The following is a 21,452-nucleotide window of genomic DNA, read 5'->3' on the forward strand; positions in this document are numbered from 1 at the left end:
CCACATCGCCACCGTCATCGACAGCGCCCGGCAACTCGCCGAACGACTCGGCTGGCTGGAACCCACCTCTCGTACCGCCGGTACCGTCCGGCCCCCTGCCTGACGACTGACCGCCGCGCCGGGAATTCAAGGAAACGGGGTACGCAGCCTTTTCAAGATTTGTGCCGGATATTGCTGATCTCTGAATACCGGGGAATGCGTCGGCCCCGGGGCCCAGCCGCGAACTGCGCCAATTTTCCAATGCCTTTTCCTGCCTCGCGGAAAGAGTTATAGTTACAGCACCGAGGACATTTCGCGCGTTGGCATCCAGGTTGGCGTCGCCCGCGGCGATAGACGCTTGCGGCCCTTTTTGAGGGCCTGGACAGGCCAGGAAACGATGGCTGCGCTCCTCCCCCGCCGTACCCCGTCCCCGATTGTTCCGCGCTCAGTCCGCGGCTGAATCCCTCCTTGGCCGGAGAAGCACCGTGTACGCCCGCATGCGCACAAAGCGCACCACGGCGAAGGTCGTGCGATCTTCGCCTTCCTTTCGACTCTGACAAGAGGGGAACGACCATGAGCTCGACAACCCCGATCAGCACGCGCGCCCCCACACCCGAGGTCCGGCCGTACCCGATCCAGGTGCACGCCCGGCAGGACGACTCCCTGTCACGCTGGCTGTGGCTGGTGAAATGGCTGCTGATCGTGCCCCACGTGCTGATACTGATCCCGTTGTGGATCGCCTTCAGCCTGCTCAGCCTCGTCGCGCTGGTCGCGATCGTGATCACCGGCCGCTATCCGCGGTCGATCTTCGACTTCAACGTCGGCGTGATGCGGTGGAGCTGGCGAGTGGGCTACTACGCCTACAACGCGCTCGGCACCGACCGCTACCCGCCGTTCGCGCTGCGAGAGATCCCCGAATACCCGGCCGGGCTGAGCGTCGAGTACCCGGCGCGGCTGCACCGCGGACTCGTCCTGGTGAAGTGGCTCCTGGCCATCCCGCATCTCCTGATCGTCGGGATCCTGTTCAGCGGCAGCGCCTGGCTCAGCCGGCAAGCCGGCGGCGAGATATGGAGCTGGGGCGGCGGCGGTCTGGTCGCACTGCTCGTCCTGATCGCCGGGATCGTGCTCGCCGTCACCGGGCAGTACCCCCGGTCGCTGTTCGACCTCGTCCTCGGCCTGAACCGCTGGGGGCTGCGGGTCGCCGGCTACACCTCTCTGATGACCGACCGCTACCCGCCCTTCCGCCTCGATCTCGGCGGCGACGACCCCGGCGGCGCGGCCGTTCAGGGCGGAGGGCCCGCCGTCCGCTCCGGCGCTGACAGCGGCTGATCACTTCCGGATCGCACAGCGGGCCGCGGGCAAGCTCCCGGTGACCGGTGCCGGCGCACGCCGAAGGAGCAGAACATGCGGCAGATCCACCACGGGCCGATGACCGGCAGAACAGTGCTGGTCACCGGCGGCACCGCAGGCATCGGCAGGGCCACCGCCCTGGGCCTGGCCACCATGGGTGCGCGCCTGGCCATCGTCGGCAGAGACCCGGGACGGGCCGAGGACGCGGCTCGCGAGATCCGCGCGGCCGGCGGCGGCCAGGCGGACGTGTTCGTCGCGGACCTGACCTCCCAGTCGCAGGTGCGGCGGCTGGCCGGCGAGGTGCTCGAACGCCTGTCCCGGATCGATGTACTGATCAACAATGCCGGCGGCTACTGGCACACCCGGCACGTCACCGCCGACGGCCTCGAGCGCACCTTCGCCCTCAACCATCTGGCGCCGTTCCTGCTCACCAGCCTGCTCCTCGACCGGCTGGAGCACAGCGCCCCAGCCCGGGTGATCACGGTCTCCTCCCACGCGCACACCGCCGGGCACATCGACTTCGACGACCTCCAGGGTGAACGGTCCTACTCCGGGTCGCGGGCCTACGACCAGTCCAAGCTCGCCAACGTCCTGTTCACCTACGAGCTGGCCAGGAGACTGCGGGCCACCTCCGTCACCGCGAACGCCCTGCATCCCGGCGTGGTGAGCACCTCCTTCGGTGCCGAGGACCCGGCCGGCGTCCAGCGGCTGCTCGTGCCGTTCCTCCGGCCGTTCATGAAGGTCCCGGCCCAGGGGGCCGCCACGTCGGTTCACCTGGCGTCCGCTCCCGACCTCAAGGAGGTGACCGGCGGCTACTTCGCCGGCGGCAAACCCAGGAGATCCTCCAAGCGCAGCCACGACCAGGCTGCCGCCGCGCGGCTCTGGCACGTGAGCGCCGATCTGGCCGGCCTGACCACCGACCCCCGCGTGTGAGGCGTGGGCAACGATGCGTGAGCCGCGCCTTTCGTACCGATGTCATTCTGTGGGCCCCAGCCCAGCGATGCGCTGCTCGCGCACGTCCTGCAGGGCCCGCAGGTAGCCGATCTCCAAAGCGCGGCAGATCAGGTTGTTCATCTCGGCGGAGCCGTCGAGTCGTCCCCAGCTGGAGAACTCGTTGGACACCGCCTCGTCGGCCAGCCGCTCGTCGCCCGCATCACCGGAACGTGGACCGTCGTAGCGAATCCGGCCGATGAACTCGCTCCATTCCTCCAGCTCGGCGCGCGCGTCATCATCGTTGCTCATACTGGCCATCGTGACCCGCGATCACTCTCCGCGCGAGCCCATCCGGCGTGCTCAGCGATGTGGCGCTCAGTCACCCGCTCCCTCATCCGGCCGTCCATTGCCCACGCTGGTGTCGAGGAGATGGGCCCCGGCGTCGTGCAGGGTGATGCCGTAGCCCGGCGCCTGGTCAGGAGGCGACCACTCGTTCGTCGCGCTGGTCGCCTTGAAGCGGGTGTCGCGGGTCGGGCCGCCGCCGACAAGGTGGCCGCGCAGATGGCCGTCGCGGTCGTAGACGGCCCACCTCCCGGCGCCCACCTGCGGCATGGCGACCGGGTTGTCCTTGAGCCACTGCGCGTTGGCCGCGTGATCGGGCCGCTCGTCGCTCCCAGCCGGCTGGGTAGGGCCCTCAATGGCTTGATCGTCATTTTTGCGAGCACTGCTCATGTCGCGTCTCGCTCTCTGATTGCGGCTGATGTCCCGAGACATCGGAGAAGCACTCTCAGCCTTGGTACCCAAGGTATGGCACAGATCGCGCCCAGCCCAACACCGCCGGGACACGACGGCTCGATGATCGCCACGACCAGCACCGACGACACCGCCCGGATCTGGGGCGCGCCGGCGGCCTTCGATCCACGCGACACCGTCACCGGCCGGGCGGGCAGGTCGGCAGCACGGTGTACGAGAAGAAGTCCAGCCGGAGCGAGCTGTCGGCGGGCAGGGTTATCGCCTGGATCGGCGAGGTCGTCGTCGTCCACCAGCAGGCGGGGAGGAGGAAGTACTTTTCGTCCGAATGGAGCAGGAGGCTCAGGCCGGAGTAGCGGTAGCGGTACATCGCCTTCTCGTCCGGAAACGTGGTTTCCGTGATGCCGGGGCCTTCCAGGTGCAATCGCTGTGGGGCGTAGACGACGACGCCGGGCAGGTTGAACGGCTTGCGCTGGAACTCTTTAGCCTTTTCCGCCCCGCGCGTCTGCGCGATTACGGCGAGCGACCACAGGAGAAGGAGCATGAGAAGAGCCACGAAAACGGCGCGCTGGATGATCCATCCCGTGTTCCTGGGGCGGGGGTACACCCTGGCGTGGAGGGAGGCGGCGTAACCCAGGGCGAACACCCCGAGGGCCAAGCACATGGGCACGACGGGCTCGCGGGTGCGTGGCTTCCACCAGCCGGCGGCTCCGATGAGGCCCGCCAGGACGCCGGCGGTTCCGAGCGCGGTCAGCACGACGATGGCCCGTTTCGTGGCGGCCCGGTGACGGGTCATGAAACGGACCAGTAGCGCATGCGCGGGAAGGGCGGCCAGAATCACCAGCAGCGTCAGCGCCAGTGGCTCGGCCAGGGAGGAGACGCTGTGGAGCGCGTAGTCCTGGAACGAGAACTTCAGCAAGCTCGAGTGCACGCCGAGGGCGGAGTAGGAGGTGTTGGCACGGAGCGCGCCGAAATAGATCATGAGCGCCGCGATGAAGGTGGTCGGCGTCACGACGTGGGCGAGGACGCTCCACACGCGGCCGAAGTCCTGGCCGGCGGCGGGATCGTCGTCACGTTCCGGTGTGGTCATGGGTGACGGCGCCCTCTAGGACTCGATGGGCGGCGCGGGGTCGCCGCCGGTGTCCCGCGACGACGGGCCTTCGTCCGGATCCGGGCCGGGCGGCTCAGTTTCGACGTCGGGGGAGACAGACTCCGGGCCGGTCTCCGGGCCGGTGTCCGGGGAGGTGGGCTCCGGCGATGCTGTCTCGCCGCCCGATCCGGTCTCATCCGGCGTGGGCGGCCCGGAAGTGGAAGGTTGCCCGCCGGTCGGGCTGCCGGGTACGACGGGCGGGGACGTGACGATCGTGCATTCCGGAAGGGCCGCGCGATCCGGTGCCGCCTCGCAGGCTTGCTTGATGTCGGCACCCGCCTTTCCCCCGATCTCGGTGAGGTGGGCGAAGGCCTCACGGGCTCTGCCGACGTCGCCGACGGACGCGGCGCTGATCAGCTCCGCGTGGTAGAGGAGCTCCAGCAGTTGCGGTCGCACCGCCGCGGGAAGGTGGTCGCGTACCGCCTCCGCCGCGTCGATGCTCTGGAGCGCCTCCTGGTAACGCCCCAGGTTCGTCTTGGCCGCCCCCGCGCACACCAGCGCGACCGCCCTCGCGCTGGGCGCGCTCGCATCGCTGAGAGCGGCTCCCGCCTGGGCGGACGCCTTCTGATCCATGTCCCTGGCCAGCTGCTCGAACTGCCTCTTTTCCAGCCCTATCTGGCATTCCCGGCACACCTGGGCCGTGGCGTCGGGAACGTCGCCGCCGCCTTCGCGCAGCTCGATGCTGCTCCCCGGCTTCACGATCACCCTGCCAGGCGGCGAGGAGTCCATCTCCGGCGCGGACCCACCGTCACAGCCGCTCACCAGCGCCGCGCCCGCCGCGAGCGCCGCCACCGCTCTTGGCAAAGTCCTCTCCACCGGCTCCCCCGATCAGCCCGCTGATGTCGGAGTGAGGTCATACCTCGCCTGGGATCTCCCTAGTCTCACGGAATCTTCAATTTGTACTTTTTCAGGCTCCGGTCGGTGGCCGCCGTCCAGCTTTACGGAACGCGTGAATCGGCATACGCATGCGTCATGCGCATGTGCTTTCTCGGGCCGCTACGGGTGTACGACGGAGATCGGCTGCTCTCGCTCGGAGGGCCCAAGCAGCGGCTGGTGCTGGCACACCTGGTGATTCGCGTCAACCAAGTGGTTCCCGTGGAGCGGCTCATCGATGAGATCTGGGCGGACCGGCCACCGGAATCAGCGCGCAGCACGCTGCAGAGCTATGTGTCCCACCTGCGCAAAGCCCTGGGCGGCGATCGTATTGAGAGCCACGGCCGGGGGTACGCCCTGCGCATCCGGCCGGACGAAGCCGATGGCCTGCTCTTCGAAGCCAAGGCCGGCGAGGGCAGGCGGCTGCTCGCGGGAGACCCCCAGGCCGCGGCGGCCGCGTTGCGGGAAGCGCTCGGCCTCTGGCAGGGGCCCCCGTTCGCCGATCTCAGCTCCGAGCCGTCACTGCGGACGGAGATCGGCAGACTGGAGGAGCTGCGGCTGTCGGTGACCGAGGACCAGGTCGGCGCCGAGCTGGAGCAGGGCCACCACGGGCGGCTGGTCAGCGAGTTGGAGGCGCTCACGGCCGCCCATCCGTTGCGGGAGCGGCTGTGCGGTCAGTTGATGCTGGCGCTGTACCGATCGGGCCGTCAGGCGGAGGCGCTGGTGTCGTTCGAGCGGTCCCGGCGCCTGCTGTCGGAGGAGCTGGGCATCGATCCCTCTCCCGATCTGCGGCGGCTGCACGAGCAGATCCTGCGTCAGGACGTCGCGCTTCAGCCGGGGAGGTCGGCGCTGCGGGGTTACCAGCTGGTCGAGCGGATCGGTGAGGGCGGGTTCGGGGTGGTGTGGCGGGCCGTGCAGCCCGAGGTGGACCGCGAGGTCGCGATCAAGGCGATCCACCCGCGTCTGGCCAACCGGCCGGAGTTCGTGCGCGAGTTCGAGGCCGAGGCCCAGCTCGTCGCCAAGGTGGAGCATCCGCACGTGGTCCCGCTCTATGACTTCTGGCGGGAGCCGGGTGGCGCGTATCTGGTGATGCGGCTACTGCGCGGCGGGAGCCTGCGCACGCTCCTGGACCGCTCCGGTCCTCCTTCCGCCGAGGCCGCGGGCAGGATGGTGGAGCAGGTGACCAGAGCTCTGGCCGCGGCTCACGGCCAAGGCGTGATCCATCGCGACGTCAGACCGTCCAACGTCCTGCTCGACGAGGAGGGCAACGCCTACCTGTCGGACTTCGGCATCGCCACGGAGACGGCCCAGACCGGCTCGCCCGATCGGCGACGCGACGGCCCATCGACGCCGAGCACGGATGTGCACGCGATGGGAATCATGATGGGGCAGCTGCTTCCCACGCCTTCCGGCACCATGCGCAAGGTGATCGAGCGGGCCACAGCGGCCGATCCAGGCCGGCGCTATCGAGACGCCACCGAACTGCTCGCCGCGGTACTGGCCGCCCGATCCGGGGTCAGGGCCTCTGGCCTCGCCGCGCGCAATCCGTACAAGGGGCTGCGTCCCTTCACCGAGACGGACGCGGCGGACTTCTTCGGGCGTGAGGCTCTGACGGCCCGGCTCCTGGCCCGGCTGCGGGAGGATCGTTTCCTGGCGGTCGTGGGACCGTCCGGGAGCGGCAAGTCGTCGGTGGTGCGGGCCGGGCTGGTTCCGGCGCTGAGGGCCGGTGCGGTGACGGGCTCGGAGCATTGGTACGTGGCCCGCATGACACCGGGAGCCAGGCCGTGGGAGGAGCTCCAGGCGGCCCTGCGCGCCATCGCGATCCACTCCCCAGGCCCGCTCGCCGAGGCCTCGGACCTGACGGCCGCGCTGCCGGGCGACCATGGCGAGCTGCTCCTGGTCATCGATCAGTTCGAGGAGCTCTTCACCCTGGTCGCCGACGAGGGGCAGCGTCGCGGATTCCTGTCGGCGCTGCTCGCGTCCATGGCCCGGCCGAGCAGCAGGCTGCGCGTGGTGATCACCCTGCGAGCCGACTTCTACGACCGCCCGCTCCAGTACGCCCAGCTGGCCGCGCTCATCCGCTCGCACACCGAGGTGGTCGTCCCTCTCACCGCCGAGGAGGTGGAGCGCGCCGTGACGGAGCCCGCCCGCAGATCCGGCGTGACCACCGCCCCCGGCCTCGTCGCCGAGATCGCGGCCGACGTGGCGAACCAGCCGGGCGCTCTCCCCCTGTTGCAGTACGCCCTGGCCGAGCTCTTCGACCGGCGAAGGAACGAGCGGCTCACGCCGTCCGCCTATCGTGACATCGGCCGCATCTCGGAAGCGCTGGCGAGGCGGGCCGACGAGGTCTTCGTCTCCCTTCCGCGCCGCGTTCAAGAGGCGGCCCGCCAGTTGTTCCTCCGGCTGCTCACCGTCGGCGACGGCGCCGGGGACACGCGCCGGCGGGTGCCCCAGGCCGAACTGCTGTCCCTGGAGCACGATCCCCGTGACATGCAGGCCGCCATCGACGCCTTCGGAGCGGCGCGACTGTTGTCGTTCGACCGTGACCCGGACACCAGGGGGCCGACGGCCGAGGTCGCGCACGAGGCGTTGCTGCGTGAATGGAAGCGGCTGCGGGACTGGATCGCCGCCGCACGTGAGGACGTGCGCACCGAGCGCTGGCTGGCGGGTGCGACACACGACTGGTTGGTCGCCGCCCGCGACGACTCCTTCCTGGTGTCGGGGACCCGGTTGGATCGGCTGGAGGTCTGGCGGGCGACGTCCGACCTGGCTGTCACGCCCGATCAGGAGGCGTTTGTCCGGACCTCTCTCAGTGCGCGTGAGCGTGACGAGGAAGAGGAGGAGCGACGGAAGGCGCGTGAGCGAGCGCTGGAGCGGCGCTCCATCAGGCGGCTGCGCACGCTGGTGGCGGTGCTGACGACGACCGCCGTGATCATGACGGGGCTGGTGGTGTTCGCCTACGGCCAACGCGAACGTGCCGAGGGCGAGGCCCGTACCGCCGCCGCGAGGGAGCTCGCCGCCTCGGCGGTGGGCAACCTGGAGACCGACCCCGAGCTGAGCATTCTGCTCGCCCTCGAAGCCGTGAAGCGGACCCGCGTGGTGAACGGGTCCGTGCTGCCGGAGGCCGAGGACGCCCTGCACCGCGCCGTCACCGCCGCGCGGATCGTGCTGAGCGTGACCGGCGTGGGCGGGGCGGTGGACTGGAGCTCGGACGGCCGCTTGTTCAGCAGCGAGGGAATCGAGGACAGCGGCATCGTGGACATCAGGAACGCCGGCACGGGCGCGTCCCTGCTGCGGTTCCGCGGCCACGGCGCCGACGTCAATGACGTGACCTTCAGCCCTGACAGCACGATGCTCGCCACTACCGGCGACGACGGCACCGCCAAGATCTGGGATACCCGAACCGGTCGTGAGCTGGTCGCCTTCACGTACGCGAGCGGCGCGGTGTGGGCCCCCTCGTTCAGCCCCGACGGGTCCCTGCTGGCGGCGACGTGGCGGGACAACGGCGTGACCCGCGTGATGGAGATCGCGACAGGACGGACGATTCGCACGTTCCGCCCGGCCGGCCGGGCGTTCACCGCCCGATTCAGTCCGGACGGCAAGCACGTGGCGATGGCGCTGAACGAGCCCCGGGACGTCCTCGTGGCTGACGTCTCCTCCGGCAGGACAGTGCGCACCCTTCGCGGTCACACCTGGGCCGTCGAAGATGTGGACTGGAGCCCGGACGGCCGCCGGCTGGCCACATACGGAGGCGAGGGCTTCACGCGGATCTGGGACACGGGAACGGGAAAGGTGCGCTCCACGCTGTACGGCCACACCGGCACCATCGCCGCCGCCGACTGGAGCCCCGACTCCGGCAGGCTGATCACCGCCAGTGACGACGGCACCGCCAAGCTCTGGGAGGTCGACGAGTCCGGTTACCGCCAGGTGCTGTCCCTCTCCGGGACGCAGGACTCCTTCGTCGGCGCGGCCTTCTCACCCGACGGCAACCGCGTCCTGACCGGAGACTTCGAGACGGGCGCGGCGAAGATCTGGGATGTCAGCCGCGCGGGTGCCGCGGAGTGGCTGAACGTGCCCGCCAACCCCACCGCCTGGAGCGCGGTCGCGTTCACCCCTGACGGCCACAACCTCCTGGCGACCGGCACCGCCCGATCGGTGAACGTATGGGACCTGAGGACCGGGACAGCCGGCCTCGTCCTTGGAGAACGCGAAGGACCTCCCACCGACAGCGTCTACGGCATCGACGTCAGCCGTGACGGCACCCTCGTCGCCGCCGGCACCTCCGCCTTTGACGTGAACGTCTGGCAGGCCTCCTCCGGTGAACGCCTGTTCGCCGTGCCTCACACGAGCGATCCCCACTGGAGCCCGGACGGCCGGACGCTGGCCATGGCGGACGAGTACGGCGGCGTGAAGCTCGTCGACCGGTCCGGCGGAAGTCTTGGAGCCCTCCCCGGCGAGCCGGGGCTCAACGTGGACCGGCTCAGCTTCAGCCCGGACGGCCGGCTGCTCGCCTGCGTCGAATACCGGTACGGTCGTCCGGATCCGGCTGCGGCTCGGGTGAAGATCTGGGACTGGCGGCAGCGCAGGCTCCTGCGATCCATCCACCTCTACGGCAGCAGCATCGACTTCGACGCGACCGGCACCCGGATCGTCGTGGGCGAGCCCAGCGGCCTGGCCGGGGTCTGGGAGGTCGCGAGCGGGCAGAAGATCCTCACCCTGACGGGACATCAAGGGCCGGTCTACGACGCGGTGTTCAGTCCGGACGGCACGCGGATCGCGACCGGCAGCGCCGACTCCACCGTACGGCTGTGGCACGCGGACTCCGGGCTGCAGTCGCTGACGCTGCGCGGGCACGAGGGCGGCGCCTACAGCGTGCGGTTCAGCCCGGACGGCTCCAGGCTGGCCGTAGGCAGCGGAGGAGGAACCGTGCGCGTCTGGGCGCTCGACCTCGACGACCTCATCGGCATCGCCCGCGCGAATGTGACGCGGACGCTGACCGGCCAGGAGTGCCGGCAGTACCTGCACGCCCGGCGATGCCCGAGCGCATGAGTGCCGGGGTGCCGCGGCACCCCGGCTTCCTTCACGGAAGGATGTTGTAGATGTACGTGAGAGGCCCGCACGTGCCCGGGACCGGCACCAGGGGCTGCTTCAATGGCCACTTGGTCTGGCAGACGACGAGCCGTACCGCATCCACGTGCTGCCATGTGAAGTCGATGGGCTTGAACGTGTTCGCTCCGCAATGTCCGAACTCGCGCTTCGTGGTCCAGCCGCCACCGATGGTGCGTCCTTGGAACCGCACGTAGGCGCACTTGCCTCCCAGGTGGATGGGCCGGTTGTCCTTGTCCCACAGCCGCCCTGTGACGTGTGCGCGATTGCTGAGCGATGTGTACGTGACCTTGATGTGCCCGGCCGCCTTCGCCCTGTCAAGTTTGGCGTACGCCTGCCAGTCACGGTTGTACTCGGCCTGTGACGCGAAGAGCGACGGAGGCGGCGAAGGCGGCGGACCGGCCGCGCGGGCGACGCCCGGACCGGACAACGCCGATCCGATCAGGAGTGCGGCGGTGGTGAACGTCGTGCGCCATGAGCCGTTCATGATGTAGTCCTTTGCTGGGGCGCCCGTCCGCGGCATCGGATCGGTGCCGCGATCTTGGGTCGCGTTGTGGTCGTGACCAGCATCGGAATGTCCGCTTGAAGGATGCGTGTAACAGGCATGGGAAGCGGTTGAATCCCAGCGAGAACCCGCCCTTGAACGGGCGGCGTCAGTACATCCTGGGCATGATCAGGCACGCCGGCAGGCGTACCTGCCGGCGTGCCTGATCAACCACACGCTCGGCGCTTATCCGCCGCAGTTGCCCCAGCTCTGGCGGCCGCCCCGCGCCACGGCCGGGTCGTGCCCGAGCGGCTTGATCGTGCCCCAGAACTTCACGCAGGCCCCCTTGGCCCAGTACTTCACCGGTCCCGCGTAGTACTTGTAACTCCCGCTGTCCCGGCGGACGGTCGGGTCCTGCTTCGTGTCCTTGATCGCCTTGGGCATGACGGTGAGCTGAGCGCTCACCGGCGTCTTCGAACCGCCGAAGCTCGACTTGATCGTGACCACGCAGTTCTGCTGGGCCTTCTTGCTGTAGAGCAGGTAGACCGTGCCGTACCGGCGGCCGCTGGGCGTCGTGACGGCCTTCGTGCCGCCGGAGACGCGGCCGAAACCGGCCCCGCAGATGCCCTCTGGGCTGTAGGCGGCCGCGTTCGCCGGAGTCGCCAGGACACCGCTCAGGCACAGTGCCGTCGTGAACAGAATGGCCTTGCGCGGAACTCGCACCCGGATGCTCCCTCGAATTGACTGAAGATCTAGCCAAGCATGCCCGAAACATGGCTAAGGGTCCAGCCGTATGACGCAGAACGGTCACCATCGTGGCATGGCGGCGTTACCTACGGTGACATCGCTCACACTTCGCGCCCAGCGGCGGCCCGCCGGGGTGCCATAGGAAACCCCTATGGCACCTGCTGACATTTCGTCTTTGCCTCTCGTTCTTTTCCAGCCGTACCGTAAAACAGCTCGACGAGGTGCTCACCGCGATTTCTCCGAAGATTCGCGCTGCTCCTTTTGTCGAGCGGACTAATACACGATCGATAGGACCGGTGGCATGACCACAATGGGAGAACTCGCGGGAAAGCGGGCCTTGGTCACAGGTGGTTCTCGCGGAATCGGAGCGGCCATCGTGCGCCAGCTCCTGGACGCGGGCGCCGAGGTGCTGACCACCGCCAGGTCGTCGACGAGCACGGTGCCGGAGGGCGCCACCTTCGTGGAGGCCGACGTGCGGACCCGGGCCGGAGCGGAGACGCTCGCCGCGGCCGCGCAGAAGGCGCTCGGCGGGGTGGACATTTTGGTGCACAACGTGGGTGGGGCGCGACCGTTCCAGGGCGCTCTGGCCATCCCTGACGAGGAGTGGCAGGACGCGCTGGACTTGAACTTCCTGGCGTCGGTGCGGCTGGACTCGCTGCTGGCACCGGGGATGCGGGAACGGCGTTCGGGGGTGATCGTGCACGTCTCCTCGGCCGCGGTGCCCACCGTGGCACCACCGTTCCTGCACTACGTGACGGCGAAGGCGGCACTGGAGGCCTACAGCCGGGGGCTGGCCGCGGATCTGGCCCCGTTCGGCATCCGGGTCAACACCGTGTCTCCCGGCAGAACCGCCACCCCCGGCGGCGAAGCGACGCGGGAGCAGTGGGCGCGCCTGAACGCGGGGCCGGGCCAGGACACCACCAGTCCCCCGCTGGGGCGCGATGGTCAGCCCGACGACATCGCCCACGCGGTGCTGTTCCTCATGTCCGAGCGGGCGAGTTGGCTGACCGGGAGCAATCTCGTCGTGGACGGCGGCGAATTCCCCAGGAGTTGACGCCCCAATGGAATGACGAAAGGTCACATGGCATGGAATTGCAGGGGAAGACCGCACTGGTCACCGGCGGCACTTCTGGCATCGGTCTTGCGGCCACTCGACTGCTGGCCCGCGCGGGTGCCGAGGTCGTCATCACCGGCCGCGACGTCCAGCGCGGCAAGAATGCCGCGCACGCCGCGCAGGAGGACGGCGTGGTTCGATTCATCCCAGCTGATTCGGCCGACCTGGGCTCGGTCGCCGAACTGGTCCGCCGGAGCGGTCCTGTCGACATCCTCGTCAACAACGCCGGTACTTTCCCCACCTCGCTCACCGTCGAACAGAGCGTGGAGGGCTACGAACGGATCTTCGACACCAATGTGCGCGGTGCCTACTTCCTGGTCGCCACGCTCGTGCCGCACATGCTGGAGAAGGGCGAGGGCAACATCGTCAACGTCACCTCGCTCGCGGCGTTCAAGGCCTTCCCCGGCGCCTCGGCCTACAGTGCGTCCAAAGCCGCGCTGACCTCGCTGACCCGCACGTGGGCGGCGGAGTTCGCCGATGGCGGCGTACGGGTCAACAGCGTCTCTCCCGGTCCGACCCGCACCGAAGGTGTGCTGGCCGAATGGGGCGAGGAGGGCAACGAGGGCGTGGCCCAGGATTTGGGGATCAAGCGGACGGCCCAGGCACACGAGATCGCCGAGGCGATCTATTTCCTGGCTTCTCCTCGTGCCAGCTACATCACCGGCACCACGATCCACGTCGACGCCGGCGGCGCCGTCTTCTAGCGGGCTCGGCGAACGGCCGTCAGGGCACCGGTGAGAAGAAAGCGGAACCGTGCCAGATCTCCTGACGCAGGAGTTCGAGCAGGGCCGTCTCCGCCGGGCCCGCAGCCTGCCGGATCACGGCGACGACCGGCTGGGACACGACCGGGAACACCGGACGCACGAGGTGCTCATAACCATGCGGCACCGCGGAGGCCGGGACCAGCGTCACCCCCAGCCCGTGGGCGGCCCAGCGCACGGCCGTCGCCGTCTGGGACACGCGGGCGACCGTGGCCGGGGTCAGCTCGTTGTCCCGCAGCACCCCCCGCAGCACGCCGTCGAGCGCGCTGTCACGGTCGAACCTCACCCACCGCTCCCCCTCCAGTTCACCCAACTCCACCCGGTCCGCGGCGAGCTGCCGGTGCCCGGCGCCCAGCACCACGACGAACTCCTCGTAGCCGAGGTGGTGGGCGTCGGCGGGGCCCCGCTCGCACGCCGCCATCAGGGCGAGGTCCAGCACACCCCGGCGACACAGCCGCTCCAGCTCGGCGGAGCTCGGCTCCTCGAAGACGGTGGCCTCCAGCCGCGGGAAGCGGCGGCCCAGCGTGCCCAGTGCGCTCGGCAGCTGCCGCACGCCGAAGCCCATTTGCACCGCGACCACCAGCTCGCCCACCAGCTCATCGGCACCGGACCGCGCCGTCGCCCTCGCCCGCCGCGACGCGCTCACCGCGACCTCCGCCTCCCGCAGGAACGCGCGGCCGACCACGGTGGGCACCAGGCCGGTCGGCGTGCGGGCGAACAGTTGCACGCCGAGCTCCCGCTCCAGGCCGCGGATCTGCTGGGACACCGACGGTTGAGCGACGTGCAGCAGCTCCGCCGCCGCCGTCACCGAGCCCTCCTCGGCGACGGCCAGGGCGTACTCGAACTGACGAAGGCTCATCCGTTCCCGTCCCCTCTCTGCGGTGGACCGCGGTCCCACCCGTTGTAATCGTGTAATAATAAGCGCTGTGTCGGCGTGAAGAACGCGGTGGGGTCGTCACAGAGCACGAGCCAGGCCGCCGGCCCGCGACCCCTCAGCCGACCCCGAAGGCGTCGAAGCCGGCCTTCATGGCCTCGTCCCCCCCGTAAGGGTTGTTCGCGAACACGCCCAGAGTGATCTGGTCTCTGGTTTCGGGCCTCCCGCCGAAGACCCGCCCGATCTCCCGCCCGTTCATCCGGTACCAGGGGTGCGGCCGCCCCCGGTCGGCGTTGCTGGTGAAGGAGCAGTGGACCCCGCCCGAGCCGGGCAGGCTCCCGTCGAGGCTGCATCCGCGAACGCGGGCGGGGTGCCGGACCTCGACCAGAGCATCGTCGCACCCGTGGCGGTGACCGAGAGCAGGACGGCGGCGGCGGTGATCAGCAGGCGGGAACGCCGCTTCCCGCGTCGGGACGGCCTCGGCCTGCCCGGGTGGCGCGGCGCCGGATAAGCCGGACAGGTCCATGCCCCATCGCCGCCGCGAACACCACGCAGCCCCACGCGAAGACGTCCGAGGCGGTGCTCCACGTGCCGCCGTCGGTCAGCTCGGGGGCCATGTAGTCGGGGGTGCCGACCCACCGGCCCGTCGCCGTCCTGTCGCCGTCGGTGTCGAGTGCGCGGGCGATGCCGAAGTCGATCACTCGCGGCCCCAGAGGGGGACAGCAGCACGTTGGCGGGCTTGAGGTCGCGGTGGACGATGCGGACTGATCACCTTGAGCGCGACCGGCCCCGCGATCCCCTCGGCCAGGTAGACCGTGCCCATCCCGCCTTGCCCGAGACGGCCGGCGATCCGGTACGGGCCGAGCGTCCTCGGATCCCCGTCCAGCAGGCCGAGCACAGGCGGAAGACCATACTCGGTCACATCCCACGATGTTACGCGAAAGTCCTTAGCCTGGCGGGCACCGCGGTAGAGAGGCCCCTTCTCCCGCCGGCCGGTGTGATATGCCGCACTTCAGATCCTGAAACATTGCAGAACATGAAAGTTCATCCTTACCCTCGATATCGTGACCATCGTGGACAGCGCTGACGAGCTCGGCCGGAGGGACCGTAAGAAGCTCGAGACCCGTGCGGCGCTGGAGCATGCCGCCCTGACGCTGGTGGCCGAGCGTGGCCTGGCGGGGGTCACGGTGGAGGACATCGCCGAGGCCGTGGACGTCTCCTCGCGTACGTTCTTCAACTACTTCCCGTCCAAGGAGGACGCGCTCATCGGCCAGAGCCCGGCCTCCGCCGCCGAGCTGCGCGACAGGATGGATGCCGTGCCCGCGGACGTGCCGGTCCTGGAGGCGCTGCGGCTGATGTCGCGGGCCGAGGCCGAGCGCGTCCAGGAGCGGCGTGAGCAATGGCTGCTGCGGCTGAAGGTGTTCGAACAGAACCCGTCGCTGCTCCCGCGCCTGGTCGCCGGTGGCACCGAGACCGAACGCGTCATCACCGAGGCCGTCGCCCAGCGAGCCGGCGTACGGCCGGGCACGAGCGGCTATCCAGAACTGGCCACCGCGGCGGCCATGGCCGCCTTCCGGGTGGCGATGGTCCGCTGGAGCGCCGCGGGCGGCCACCCGGAACTACCCGACCTGGTCGACGAGGCCTTTTCCCAGCTCGCCAGCGGCCTGCCCAATCCGTGACCGCCCTGGTCACCCCCCTTTCGATCGTCCCCGTTGAACCGGCGCTGCCGCAGGAGCCCTGCGGCGGCGCCGGTCCCCTGTCCGAGAAACCGAGGAGAGATGACAGCTACCAGCGCGCAGCCCGAATCCGTGGCCGCGCCGCCCACGTCCAGACGAAAGGTTCTGCAGGCCCTGTCGGGGCTGATGGTGGGCATGTTCGTGTCCATCCTCGCCTCGACCGTCGTGGCCAACGCCCTGCCGCGCATCATCACCGAGCTGCACGGCACGCAGACCGTCTACACCTGGATCGTCACCGCGGAACTGCTGGCCATGACGGCCACGGTGCCGCTGTGGGGCAAGATGGCCGACCTTTACAACAAGAAACTGCTGATCCAGCTCTCGCTGGGACTGTTCGTGGTGGGCTCGCTGATCGCGGGCCTCACCCCGAACGTGGAGATCCTCATCGTCAGCCGCGTCGTGCAGGGCACCGGCGCCGGCGGCATGACCGCGCTGGCCATGATCGTGATGGCCGCCATGATCCCGCCGCGTGAGCTCGGCCGCTACGCCGGCATCTTCGGCGCCGTGTTCGGCGTCGGCACCGTCGCCGGCCCGCTCATCGGCGGCGTGCTCGTGGACACCTCCTGGCTCGGCTGGCGCTGGTGCTTCCTGATCGGCGTGCCGTTCACGATCCTGGCCATCGTCCTGCTGCAGCGCACCCTCGACCTGCCGGTGGTACGCAAGGAAGTCAAGGTCGACTACCTCGGCGCCCTGCTCATCACGGTGGGTGTGTGCACCCTGCTGATCTGGTCGTCGCTGGCGGGCCACCAGTTCCCGTGGGGCTCCTGGCAGAGCGCCGCGCTCGTCGGCGGCGGCGTGCTCATCCTCGCGCTGGCCGTCTGGGTGGAGTCGCGGGCGACCGAGCCGATCATCCCGCTGGCCATCTTCAAGAACCGCACCGTCGCCCTGGCCACCGTGGCCAGCGTGCTGGTCGGTGTGGCCATGTTCGGCGGTACGGTCTTCCTGTCGCAGTACTTCCAGGTGGCGCTCGGCAAGTCGCCGACGGTCGCCGGTCTGATGAGCCTGCCGATGGTGTTCGGCCTGCTGATCTCCTCCACCGTGGCGGGTCAGCTCATCACCAAGTGGGGCCGCTGGAAGGGCTTCCTGGTGGCCGGCGGCGTCGTCATGCTCGCCGGGATGGGCCTGCTCAGCACCATCGACGGCCAGACCAGCTCGGTGCTGCTCGGCCTCTACATGGCCGTGCTCGGCATCGGCGTGGGCATGCTCATGCAGAACCTGGTCCTCGCGGCCCAGAACGACGTGCCCGCCCACGACCTGGGCGCCACCACCTCGATGCTGACCTTCTTCCGCAGCATGGGCGGCGCGGTCGGCGTCAGCGCGCTGGGCGCGGTGCTGGCCAACCGGATCACCACGCTCATGACCGAGAAGCTCGGTCCGATGGCCGGCGGTGGCGGGGGCGAGAGCCAGGCCGTACCCGACATCTCCAAGCTGCCCGCACCCGTCGTCCGCGTCATCCAGGACGTGTACGCGACCGCCACCGCCGACCTGTTCCTCATCGGCGTTCCGCTCACCGCGCTCGCCCTGGTGGCGGTGCTGTTCATCAAGGAGAAGCCGCTCGCCACGCTGTCGGGCGAGGAACGCCTGGCCCGGGAACGCGCCACGGCCGCCGGCCACTGAGCTGCCCTCTCACCGGCCACGTGAGCCGGATCAACGGCTACGTGAGCCGGATCGACAGCCACGTGAGCCAGATCGACAGCCACGTGAGCCGGATCGACAGCCACGTGAGCCGGATCGACGGCGCAACCGGCCTTGAACGCCTGCCGTTCAAGGCCGCGCTTGCTTCGGCGGCGGCAGCCGCTGGTGTCGCGGCGGCCGTCGTCGGTCGCGACGCCGCGGGCAAGGAGATCTGGCGTGAGCCGTTCGGAGAATCTCAGTGATCCTCTTGCCGACGGCCCACTCAGTCGGCCCTCTTCGTCTTCCCCGACGTGGATTGATCGGGATAGGAGTATTTGACGAGCAATGTCAGTTTCGGCTTGCGGTCCGGGCTGCCGGCGTGGATCAGCAGCGCGGAGAAGAAATCCACGTCGTCGATGGTCCCGCCGATCTCGATGCAGCCATGGCTGTAGCCCTTGCGCGAGTTGTGCAGGAAGAAGCCGCCGCGCCCGTAGGTGGCGCCCCGGACCTGCGTGAGCCGGACCCGCATGGTGCCCCAGTCCGGATATTTCGGCTTATCCCCGTCCATGGGCAGGAACTGGATGCCCTCCCTGTAGTTGTTGGTGACGGCGCGGTCGCCGAGCTTGTTCGCCGCCGCGACCGAGTTCTGCCGGGGGTCGACGTGGGTGAGGAAGGTGTAGAGCCCCTCGGGCAGCGGCCCTAGATCCTCGACGGACTGCAGCCGCGCGGTCTGGGATCTGTCCACCCCGGAGGAGGCGTGGAACAGCAGGGGCCGGTGGGCTCTCAGCGAGGCGGGCACGGAGCGGCGCCAGTGGACCAGCTTCCCCGTGTAGACCAGGTCGGCCTCCAGGTCGTCCCGGACCTCGTAGTCGAGCCGGCCGAGCGGCTTCAGGGCACCGGTCCTGGGCACGTCCACGGCCTCGACGCGGCCGGAGCCGGGCGCCTTGCCCGTGCAGCGCAGCAGCCGGGTGGCGCCCTGCCGGCCACTCGGCTGCCTGACCTCCTCCACGAGCAGATGCGTGTAGTCCTGCTGGAAAAGGATGGCCGTGTACGGGTTCTCGCCCGGCCGGTCATCCTGCCAGATGATCAGCGGGGCCTCCTCGCCGACGCTCAGCGTCAGCTTCGGCAGACGCACGCCCGGACTCTTCTCGAGACTGAAGTACCCCATGTGATCGCCCTCTCGCTACGCGATCGTGGTGAGGTTGGAGGTGACGGCGATGTCGGTGCCGGACGATGGGGTGTATTCGTGCCACTCGGCGATCAGCGCGCCCTTCTCACCTGGTTGCACGACCGGCACCGCCGCCGTCGTGCCCCGGTGCGCGTAGGTGAGCCCGGCCACCGTGAGGTGCGTGCCGTCGGGGATGGCGATCACGACCTGCGCCTCCTGGATCCCCCGCCCGTCCTGGACGTCGATGACGACCGGCAGCCCTTGCACGAAGCCCGCGCTGCTGGCCACCTTGAGGTTCACCGGCCTCTCGCTCGGGCCCGCGTCCATCGTGAACGTCGTGTACGCCTCGTCCTGCAGGTGCACCGCCGCCCGCCCCGGGTTGGCGGGCGGGATGCCCGGATAGTTGCGGTCGTCGTAGACGGCGATCTCCCTGGCGATCGTCAGGTAAGGTTCCGGGATCTGCGCGCCGATCGAGCCGCCTTCGGCGTACCGGATCCAGCGCTCCTCCCAGCCCTTGCGCACGGTGAGCACGATCCGCGCGCTGCCGGCCCGTAGGAACGCCTGCCGGTTGGGGTCGGGATGCCGGAGCTGACGGATGAACGGCCAGCTCTGCGGCACGTCCCAGAAGTAGGAGTAGAGGAACGTCACCACGTTCTCCCACTCGATGGCCTGGTTGATGAAGCGGATCAGGTCTTCGTGCTGACGCAGGATCGACCACTGCAGCGGGTCCAGGCCGAGGCTCGGCCCGTCGAAGCCGACGCCGTGCACGAGATCGACGCCCGCTGCCACGAACGCGTCCAGCACCTTCTTCGGCATGAAGTCGAAGTCGGTCCCGAGCACGAACCTCAGGACGCACTTCATGATCTCGTCGCTCTCCTCACGCCGCAGGGTGAGCGTGTCTACGCCGGCCAGTCTCTCCTCGATGGCCGTGATGCGGGCGGCGATCTCCTCCTGGCGCGCGAAGTACGCGGCCTGCGCGGCGTTGAACAGCGTGTTCCAGACCTCGGTGCGCCACTGCTCGATCGCCTCCGGCGTCAGCTCCCGGTTGACGGTGAGGCGGACGAACACCTCCGCGGAGTGATGGAAGAAGAAGGTGACCTTCTGGCGGCCGGTGTAGTGCTCCAGGAAGTTGCCGACACCCCCGATCGTCTTGAGCTGGTGGTCGCGGATCAGCAGCGCGCCGCCCAGCCCGCCCCACGCTCGCTCGGCTTGGGCGCCGAGGACCTCGAAGTTCATCTTGTCGCCGCCGTCGGCGTGGCCGATCTGCGCGTTCAGCAGCATGTCGCGGATCCGGGTGCCGCCGGGCACCTCGAACTCCAGGTCCATGAACCACCATCCGCCGTTGGTGCCGACGTGGTCGTTCGGCGTCAGCGGCATCGGCTCCTCTGGATAGGGCCGGACCGCCACGCCGTGACGCTCGGCCAGCCACACGTAGCGCGGCCTGCCCTTCTCGTTGGGCTTGCCGTCGGCGTCGACGAGCTCCGTGGTGACCTCGGACGGCTTGACGCCGAACACGAACGGCCCCTGCTGCGCGCGCAGCACGTCCAGCTCCGCGTACGCGCGCCGCATCGCCGCCCCGGGCTCGGGCACCACCAGGTCGTACGTCAGCCGCAACCCGTAACGGTAGAGCCGGACCCGCCACTTGCGCATGAGGCTGAAGTAGTCGATCCGGATGGGGTCCTTCTGCGTGTTCTTCAGCACCCGCGTGGAGGTCTCGGACTCGCCGGTCACCGTCGTCGTCGAGATGCTCACCTTGTGCTCGCGCCGCGAGCGCGAGGAGGCCTTCTGCGTCGTGGCGTGCGCGTGCTTGATGCTCTCGTTGGCGGATTCGGACGTCGAGCCCTGTGAGGTGAAGCCGCTGGTGCTGGAGCCGGAGATGATCGGGATGCCGCCTTGGACCGTTCCAGTGATGTTGAACTGGTTGGAGTGCTGGCTCTGCGACGCCGTCGACTGCGACAGGTCCGTGTTGTCCGTCACCCCGGTCTCGCTGACCTCCTCCAGCGCGTCGGTGACGATCGTGGTGAACTCCTTGGAGGTGACCGACCACTCCTTGTGCGTGACCGCGGTCTCCTCGCCGGGCGCCAGCGGGATGGTCGAGACCAGCTCGCCGCGCTGGACGCCGATCGGCACCATCTCGATGCGTTCGAGGTTGAGCATCCCGATGGGCGGGCTGCCGGTGTTGAGCCTCAGCCCGCGCAGGGCGACCACGGCGGTGTTGAGCGCCTGGGCGGCCCGGCCGGCGTTCTCGGAGGAGCGGGCCCGCCCGGCGCCGCGCAGCCGCTCGGACCGCATCTCGATCAGGTACCGCGCGAACAACACCAGCTCGCCGACGGGAATCCGGGCGATCGCCGGCACCTCAGGCCGCTGGGACGGCACGAGCGCCTCCTCGAACGCCCTGAGCACGTCGAGGGTCTCGGCGGACAGCTCGGCGTCGGCCGCTTCGCCCGCACTCGCCTGGGCGAGGCGGCCGAGCACCGCGTCCACGTCGCCGGGGGTGAGCGCGAGCTGGCGCAGGGCGCCGAGCTTGACGATGCCGCCACCGCCCTCCTCACTCGGCAGGGAAACCTCCACCGGCACGAGCGTGCCTTTCAGAACTTCCCTCGCGGAATTGTCGAGCACCGGGTGCGTCATTGCATTTCCCCTTTATGCCCTTGGTCGCTTTGGCGGCCGAAACTGGATGCATGGCGGTTGCCATGGTAAAGGCAAGGTCAAGGCGTTGACCAGCGGTTATTTCGGCGACACTTGCCTGAAACGCTATTTCAGGAAATACCAGGAATTTCGTCGATCGGCCCCAGATCGTCGCGGGGAAACCG

General features: G+C 69.3%; 20 protein-coding genes. 8 read left to right on the plus strand and 12 right to left on the minus strand.

Annotation, left to right across the window (positions count from 1 at the left end; genetic code table 11):
* The first annotated feature begins 552 nt into the window (after nucleotides 1-552).
* Nucleotides 553-1,308: a DUF4389 domain-containing protein gene (locus ACFPZ3_RS30715; protein WP_379517765.1), complete on the plus strand. Its 756-nt coding sequence runs from the start codon at nucleotides 553-555 to the stop codon at nucleotides 1,306-1,308.
* A 75-nt stretch (nucleotides 1,309-1,383) separates the two neighbouring features.
* On the plus strand, nucleotides 1,384-2,262 hold the full coding sequence (locus tag ACFPZ3_RS30720) for an SDR family oxidoreductase (RefSeq protein WP_379517766.1): 879 nt from the start codon (nucleotides 1,384-1,386) through the stop codon (nucleotides 2,260-2,262).
* A 42-nt stretch (nucleotides 2,263-2,304) separates the two neighbouring features.
* On the opposite strand, the gene ACFPZ3_RS30725 is transcribed toward ACFPZ3_RS30720, so the two are convergent.
* The 4 genes from ACFPZ3_RS30725 to ACFPZ3_RS30740 all read right to left on the minus strand — a co-directional run bounded on the left by ACFPZ3_RS30725 (nucleotide 2,305) and on the right by ACFPZ3_RS30740 (nucleotide 4,966).
* The gene (locus ACFPZ3_RS30725; protein WP_379517767.1) at nucleotides 2,305-2,571 is read right to left on the minus strand and encodes a hypothetical protein; all 267 of its coding nucleotides are present in this window, start codon (nucleotides 2,569-2,571) and stop codon (nucleotides 2,305-2,307) included.
* Between the two features lie 66 nt (nucleotides 2,572-2,637).
* On the minus strand, nucleotides 2,638-2,994 hold the full coding sequence (locus tag ACFPZ3_RS30730; protein ID WP_379517768.1) for a hypothetical protein: 357 nt from the start codon (nucleotides 2,992-2,994) through the stop codon (nucleotides 2,638-2,640).
* A 199-nt stretch (nucleotides 2,995-3,193) separates the two neighbouring features.
* Entirely contained in the window at nucleotides 3,194-4,102 is a 909-nt protein-coding gene (locus ACFPZ3_RS30735; protein ID WP_379517769.1) for a hypothetical protein, read from the minus strand.
* Between the two features lie 15 nt (nucleotides 4,103-4,117).
* Complete coding sequence (locus tag ACFPZ3_RS30740) at nucleotides 4,118-4,966, minus strand: hypothetical protein (RefSeq protein ID WP_379517770.1); 849 nt, start codon at nucleotides 4,964-4,966, stop codon at nucleotides 4,118-4,120.
* A gap of 168 nt (nucleotides 4,967-5,134) precedes the next feature.
* Here ACFPZ3_RS30740 and ACFPZ3_RS30745 point away from each other — a divergent pair, with 168 nt between their 5' ends.
* Complete coding sequence (locus tag ACFPZ3_RS30745) at nucleotides 5,135-10,084, plus strand: nSTAND1 domain-containing NTPase (protein ID WP_379517771.1); 4,950 nt, start codon at nucleotides 5,135-5,137, stop codon at nucleotides 10,082-10,084.
* Between the two features lie 31 nt (nucleotides 10,085-10,115).
* Here the strand turns inward: ACFPZ3_RS30745 and ACFPZ3_RS30750 are convergent, their stop codons facing one another.
* A complete protein-coding gene (locus ACFPZ3_RS30750; protein ID WP_379517772.1) occupies nucleotides 10,116-10,628 on the minus strand; it encodes a hypothetical protein in 513 nt (170 codons plus the stop codon).
* 243 nt (nucleotides 10,629-10,871) lie between these two features.
* Nucleotides 10,872-11,348, minus strand: a complete 477-nt coding sequence (locus tag ACFPZ3_RS30755) for a hypothetical protein (RefSeq protein WP_379517773.1) — start codon at nucleotides 11,346-11,348, stop codon at nucleotides 10,872-10,874.
* Nucleotides 11,349-11,682: 334 nt separating this feature from the next.
* Between ACFPZ3_RS30755 and ACFPZ3_RS30760 the strand changes: the two genes are divergently transcribed.
* Nucleotides 11,683-12,426 carry an oxidoreductase gene (locus ACFPZ3_RS30760; RefSeq protein WP_379517891.1) on the plus strand — a complete coding sequence of 248 codons (744 nt, stop codon included), beginning with the start codon at nucleotides 11,683-11,685 and terminating at the stop codon, nucleotides 12,424-12,426.
* On the plus strand, nucleotides 12,423-13,190 hold the full coding sequence (locus ACFPZ3_RS30765; protein ID WP_379517774.1) for an SDR family NAD(P)-dependent oxidoreductase: 768 nt from the start codon (nucleotides 12,423-12,425) through the stop codon (nucleotides 13,188-13,190). Before ACFPZ3_RS30760 ends, ACFPZ3_RS30765 begins: the two co-directional genes overlap by 4 nt.
* Before the next feature lie 19 nt (nucleotides 13,191-13,209).
* Here ACFPZ3_RS30765 and ACFPZ3_RS30770 read toward each other — a convergent pair whose 3' ends face one another.
* From ACFPZ3_RS30770 to ACFPZ3_RS30785, 4 genes are all read right to left on the minus strand, one after another.
* Nucleotides 13,210-14,106 carry a LysR family transcriptional regulator gene (locus tag ACFPZ3_RS30770; protein ID WP_379517775.1) on the minus strand — a complete coding sequence of 299 codons (897 nt, stop codon included), beginning with the start codon at nucleotides 14,104-14,106 and terminating at the stop codon, nucleotides 13,210-13,212.
* Nucleotides 14,107-14,239: 133 nt separating this feature from the next.
* Nucleotides 14,240-14,647 carry a hypothetical protein gene (locus tag ACFPZ3_RS30775; protein ID WP_379517776.1) on the minus strand — a complete coding sequence of 136 codons (408 nt, stop codon included), beginning with the start codon at nucleotides 14,645-14,647 and terminating at the stop codon, nucleotides 14,240-14,242.
* On the minus strand, nucleotides 14,562-14,822 hold the full coding sequence (locus ACFPZ3_RS30780) for a protein kinase domain-containing protein (RefSeq protein ID WP_379517777.1): 261 nt from the start codon (nucleotides 14,820-14,822) through the stop codon (nucleotides 14,562-14,564). Before ACFPZ3_RS30780 ends, ACFPZ3_RS30775 begins: the two co-directional genes overlap by 86 nt.
* Nucleotides 14,819-15,043, minus strand: a complete 225-nt coding sequence (locus ACFPZ3_RS30785; RefSeq protein WP_379517778.1) for a hypothetical protein — start codon at nucleotides 15,041-15,043, stop codon at nucleotides 14,819-14,821. Before ACFPZ3_RS30785 ends, ACFPZ3_RS30780 begins: the two co-directional genes overlap by 4 nt.
* A gap of 142 nt (nucleotides 15,044-15,185) precedes the next feature.
* On the opposite strand from ACFPZ3_RS30785, the gene ACFPZ3_RS30790 reads away from it, so the two are divergent.
* From ACFPZ3_RS30790 to ACFPZ3_RS30800, 3 genes are all read left to right on the plus strand, one after another.
* Nucleotides 15,186-15,800, plus strand: coding sequence for an acyl-CoA-like ligand-binding transcription factor (locus tag ACFPZ3_RS30790; RefSeq protein ID WP_379517779.1), 615 nt, complete (start codon nucleotides 15,186-15,188; stop codon nucleotides 15,798-15,800).
* A 99-nt stretch (nucleotides 15,801-15,899) separates the two neighbouring features.
* The gene (locus tag ACFPZ3_RS30795; RefSeq protein WP_379517780.1) at nucleotides 15,900-17,474 is read left to right on the plus strand and encodes an MDR family MFS transporter; all 1,575 of its coding nucleotides are present in this window, start codon (nucleotides 15,900-15,902) and stop codon (nucleotides 17,472-17,474) included.
* Between the two features lie 20 nt (nucleotides 17,475-17,494).
* Complete coding sequence (locus ACFPZ3_RS30800; RefSeq protein ID WP_379517781.1) at nucleotides 17,495-17,734, plus strand: hypothetical protein; 240 nt, start codon at nucleotides 17,495-17,497, stop codon at nucleotides 17,732-17,734.
* Between the two features lie 20 nt (nucleotides 17,735-17,754).
* Here the strand turns inward: ACFPZ3_RS30800 and ACFPZ3_RS30805 are convergent, their stop codons facing one another.
* Nucleotides 17,755-18,606, minus strand: a complete 852-nt coding sequence (locus tag ACFPZ3_RS30805) for a hypothetical protein (RefSeq protein WP_379517782.1) — start codon at nucleotides 18,604-18,606, stop codon at nucleotides 17,755-17,757.
* Nucleotides 18,607-18,654: 48 nt separating this feature from the next.
* Nucleotides 18,655-21,270, minus strand: a complete 2,616-nt coding sequence (locus ACFPZ3_RS30810; protein ID WP_379517783.1) for a hypothetical protein — start codon at nucleotides 21,268-21,270, stop codon at nucleotides 18,655-18,657.
* Between the last annotated feature and the right edge of the window lie 182 nt (nucleotides 21,271-21,452).

The sequence above is a fragment of the Nonomuraea insulae genome (genome assembly GCF_042656245.1).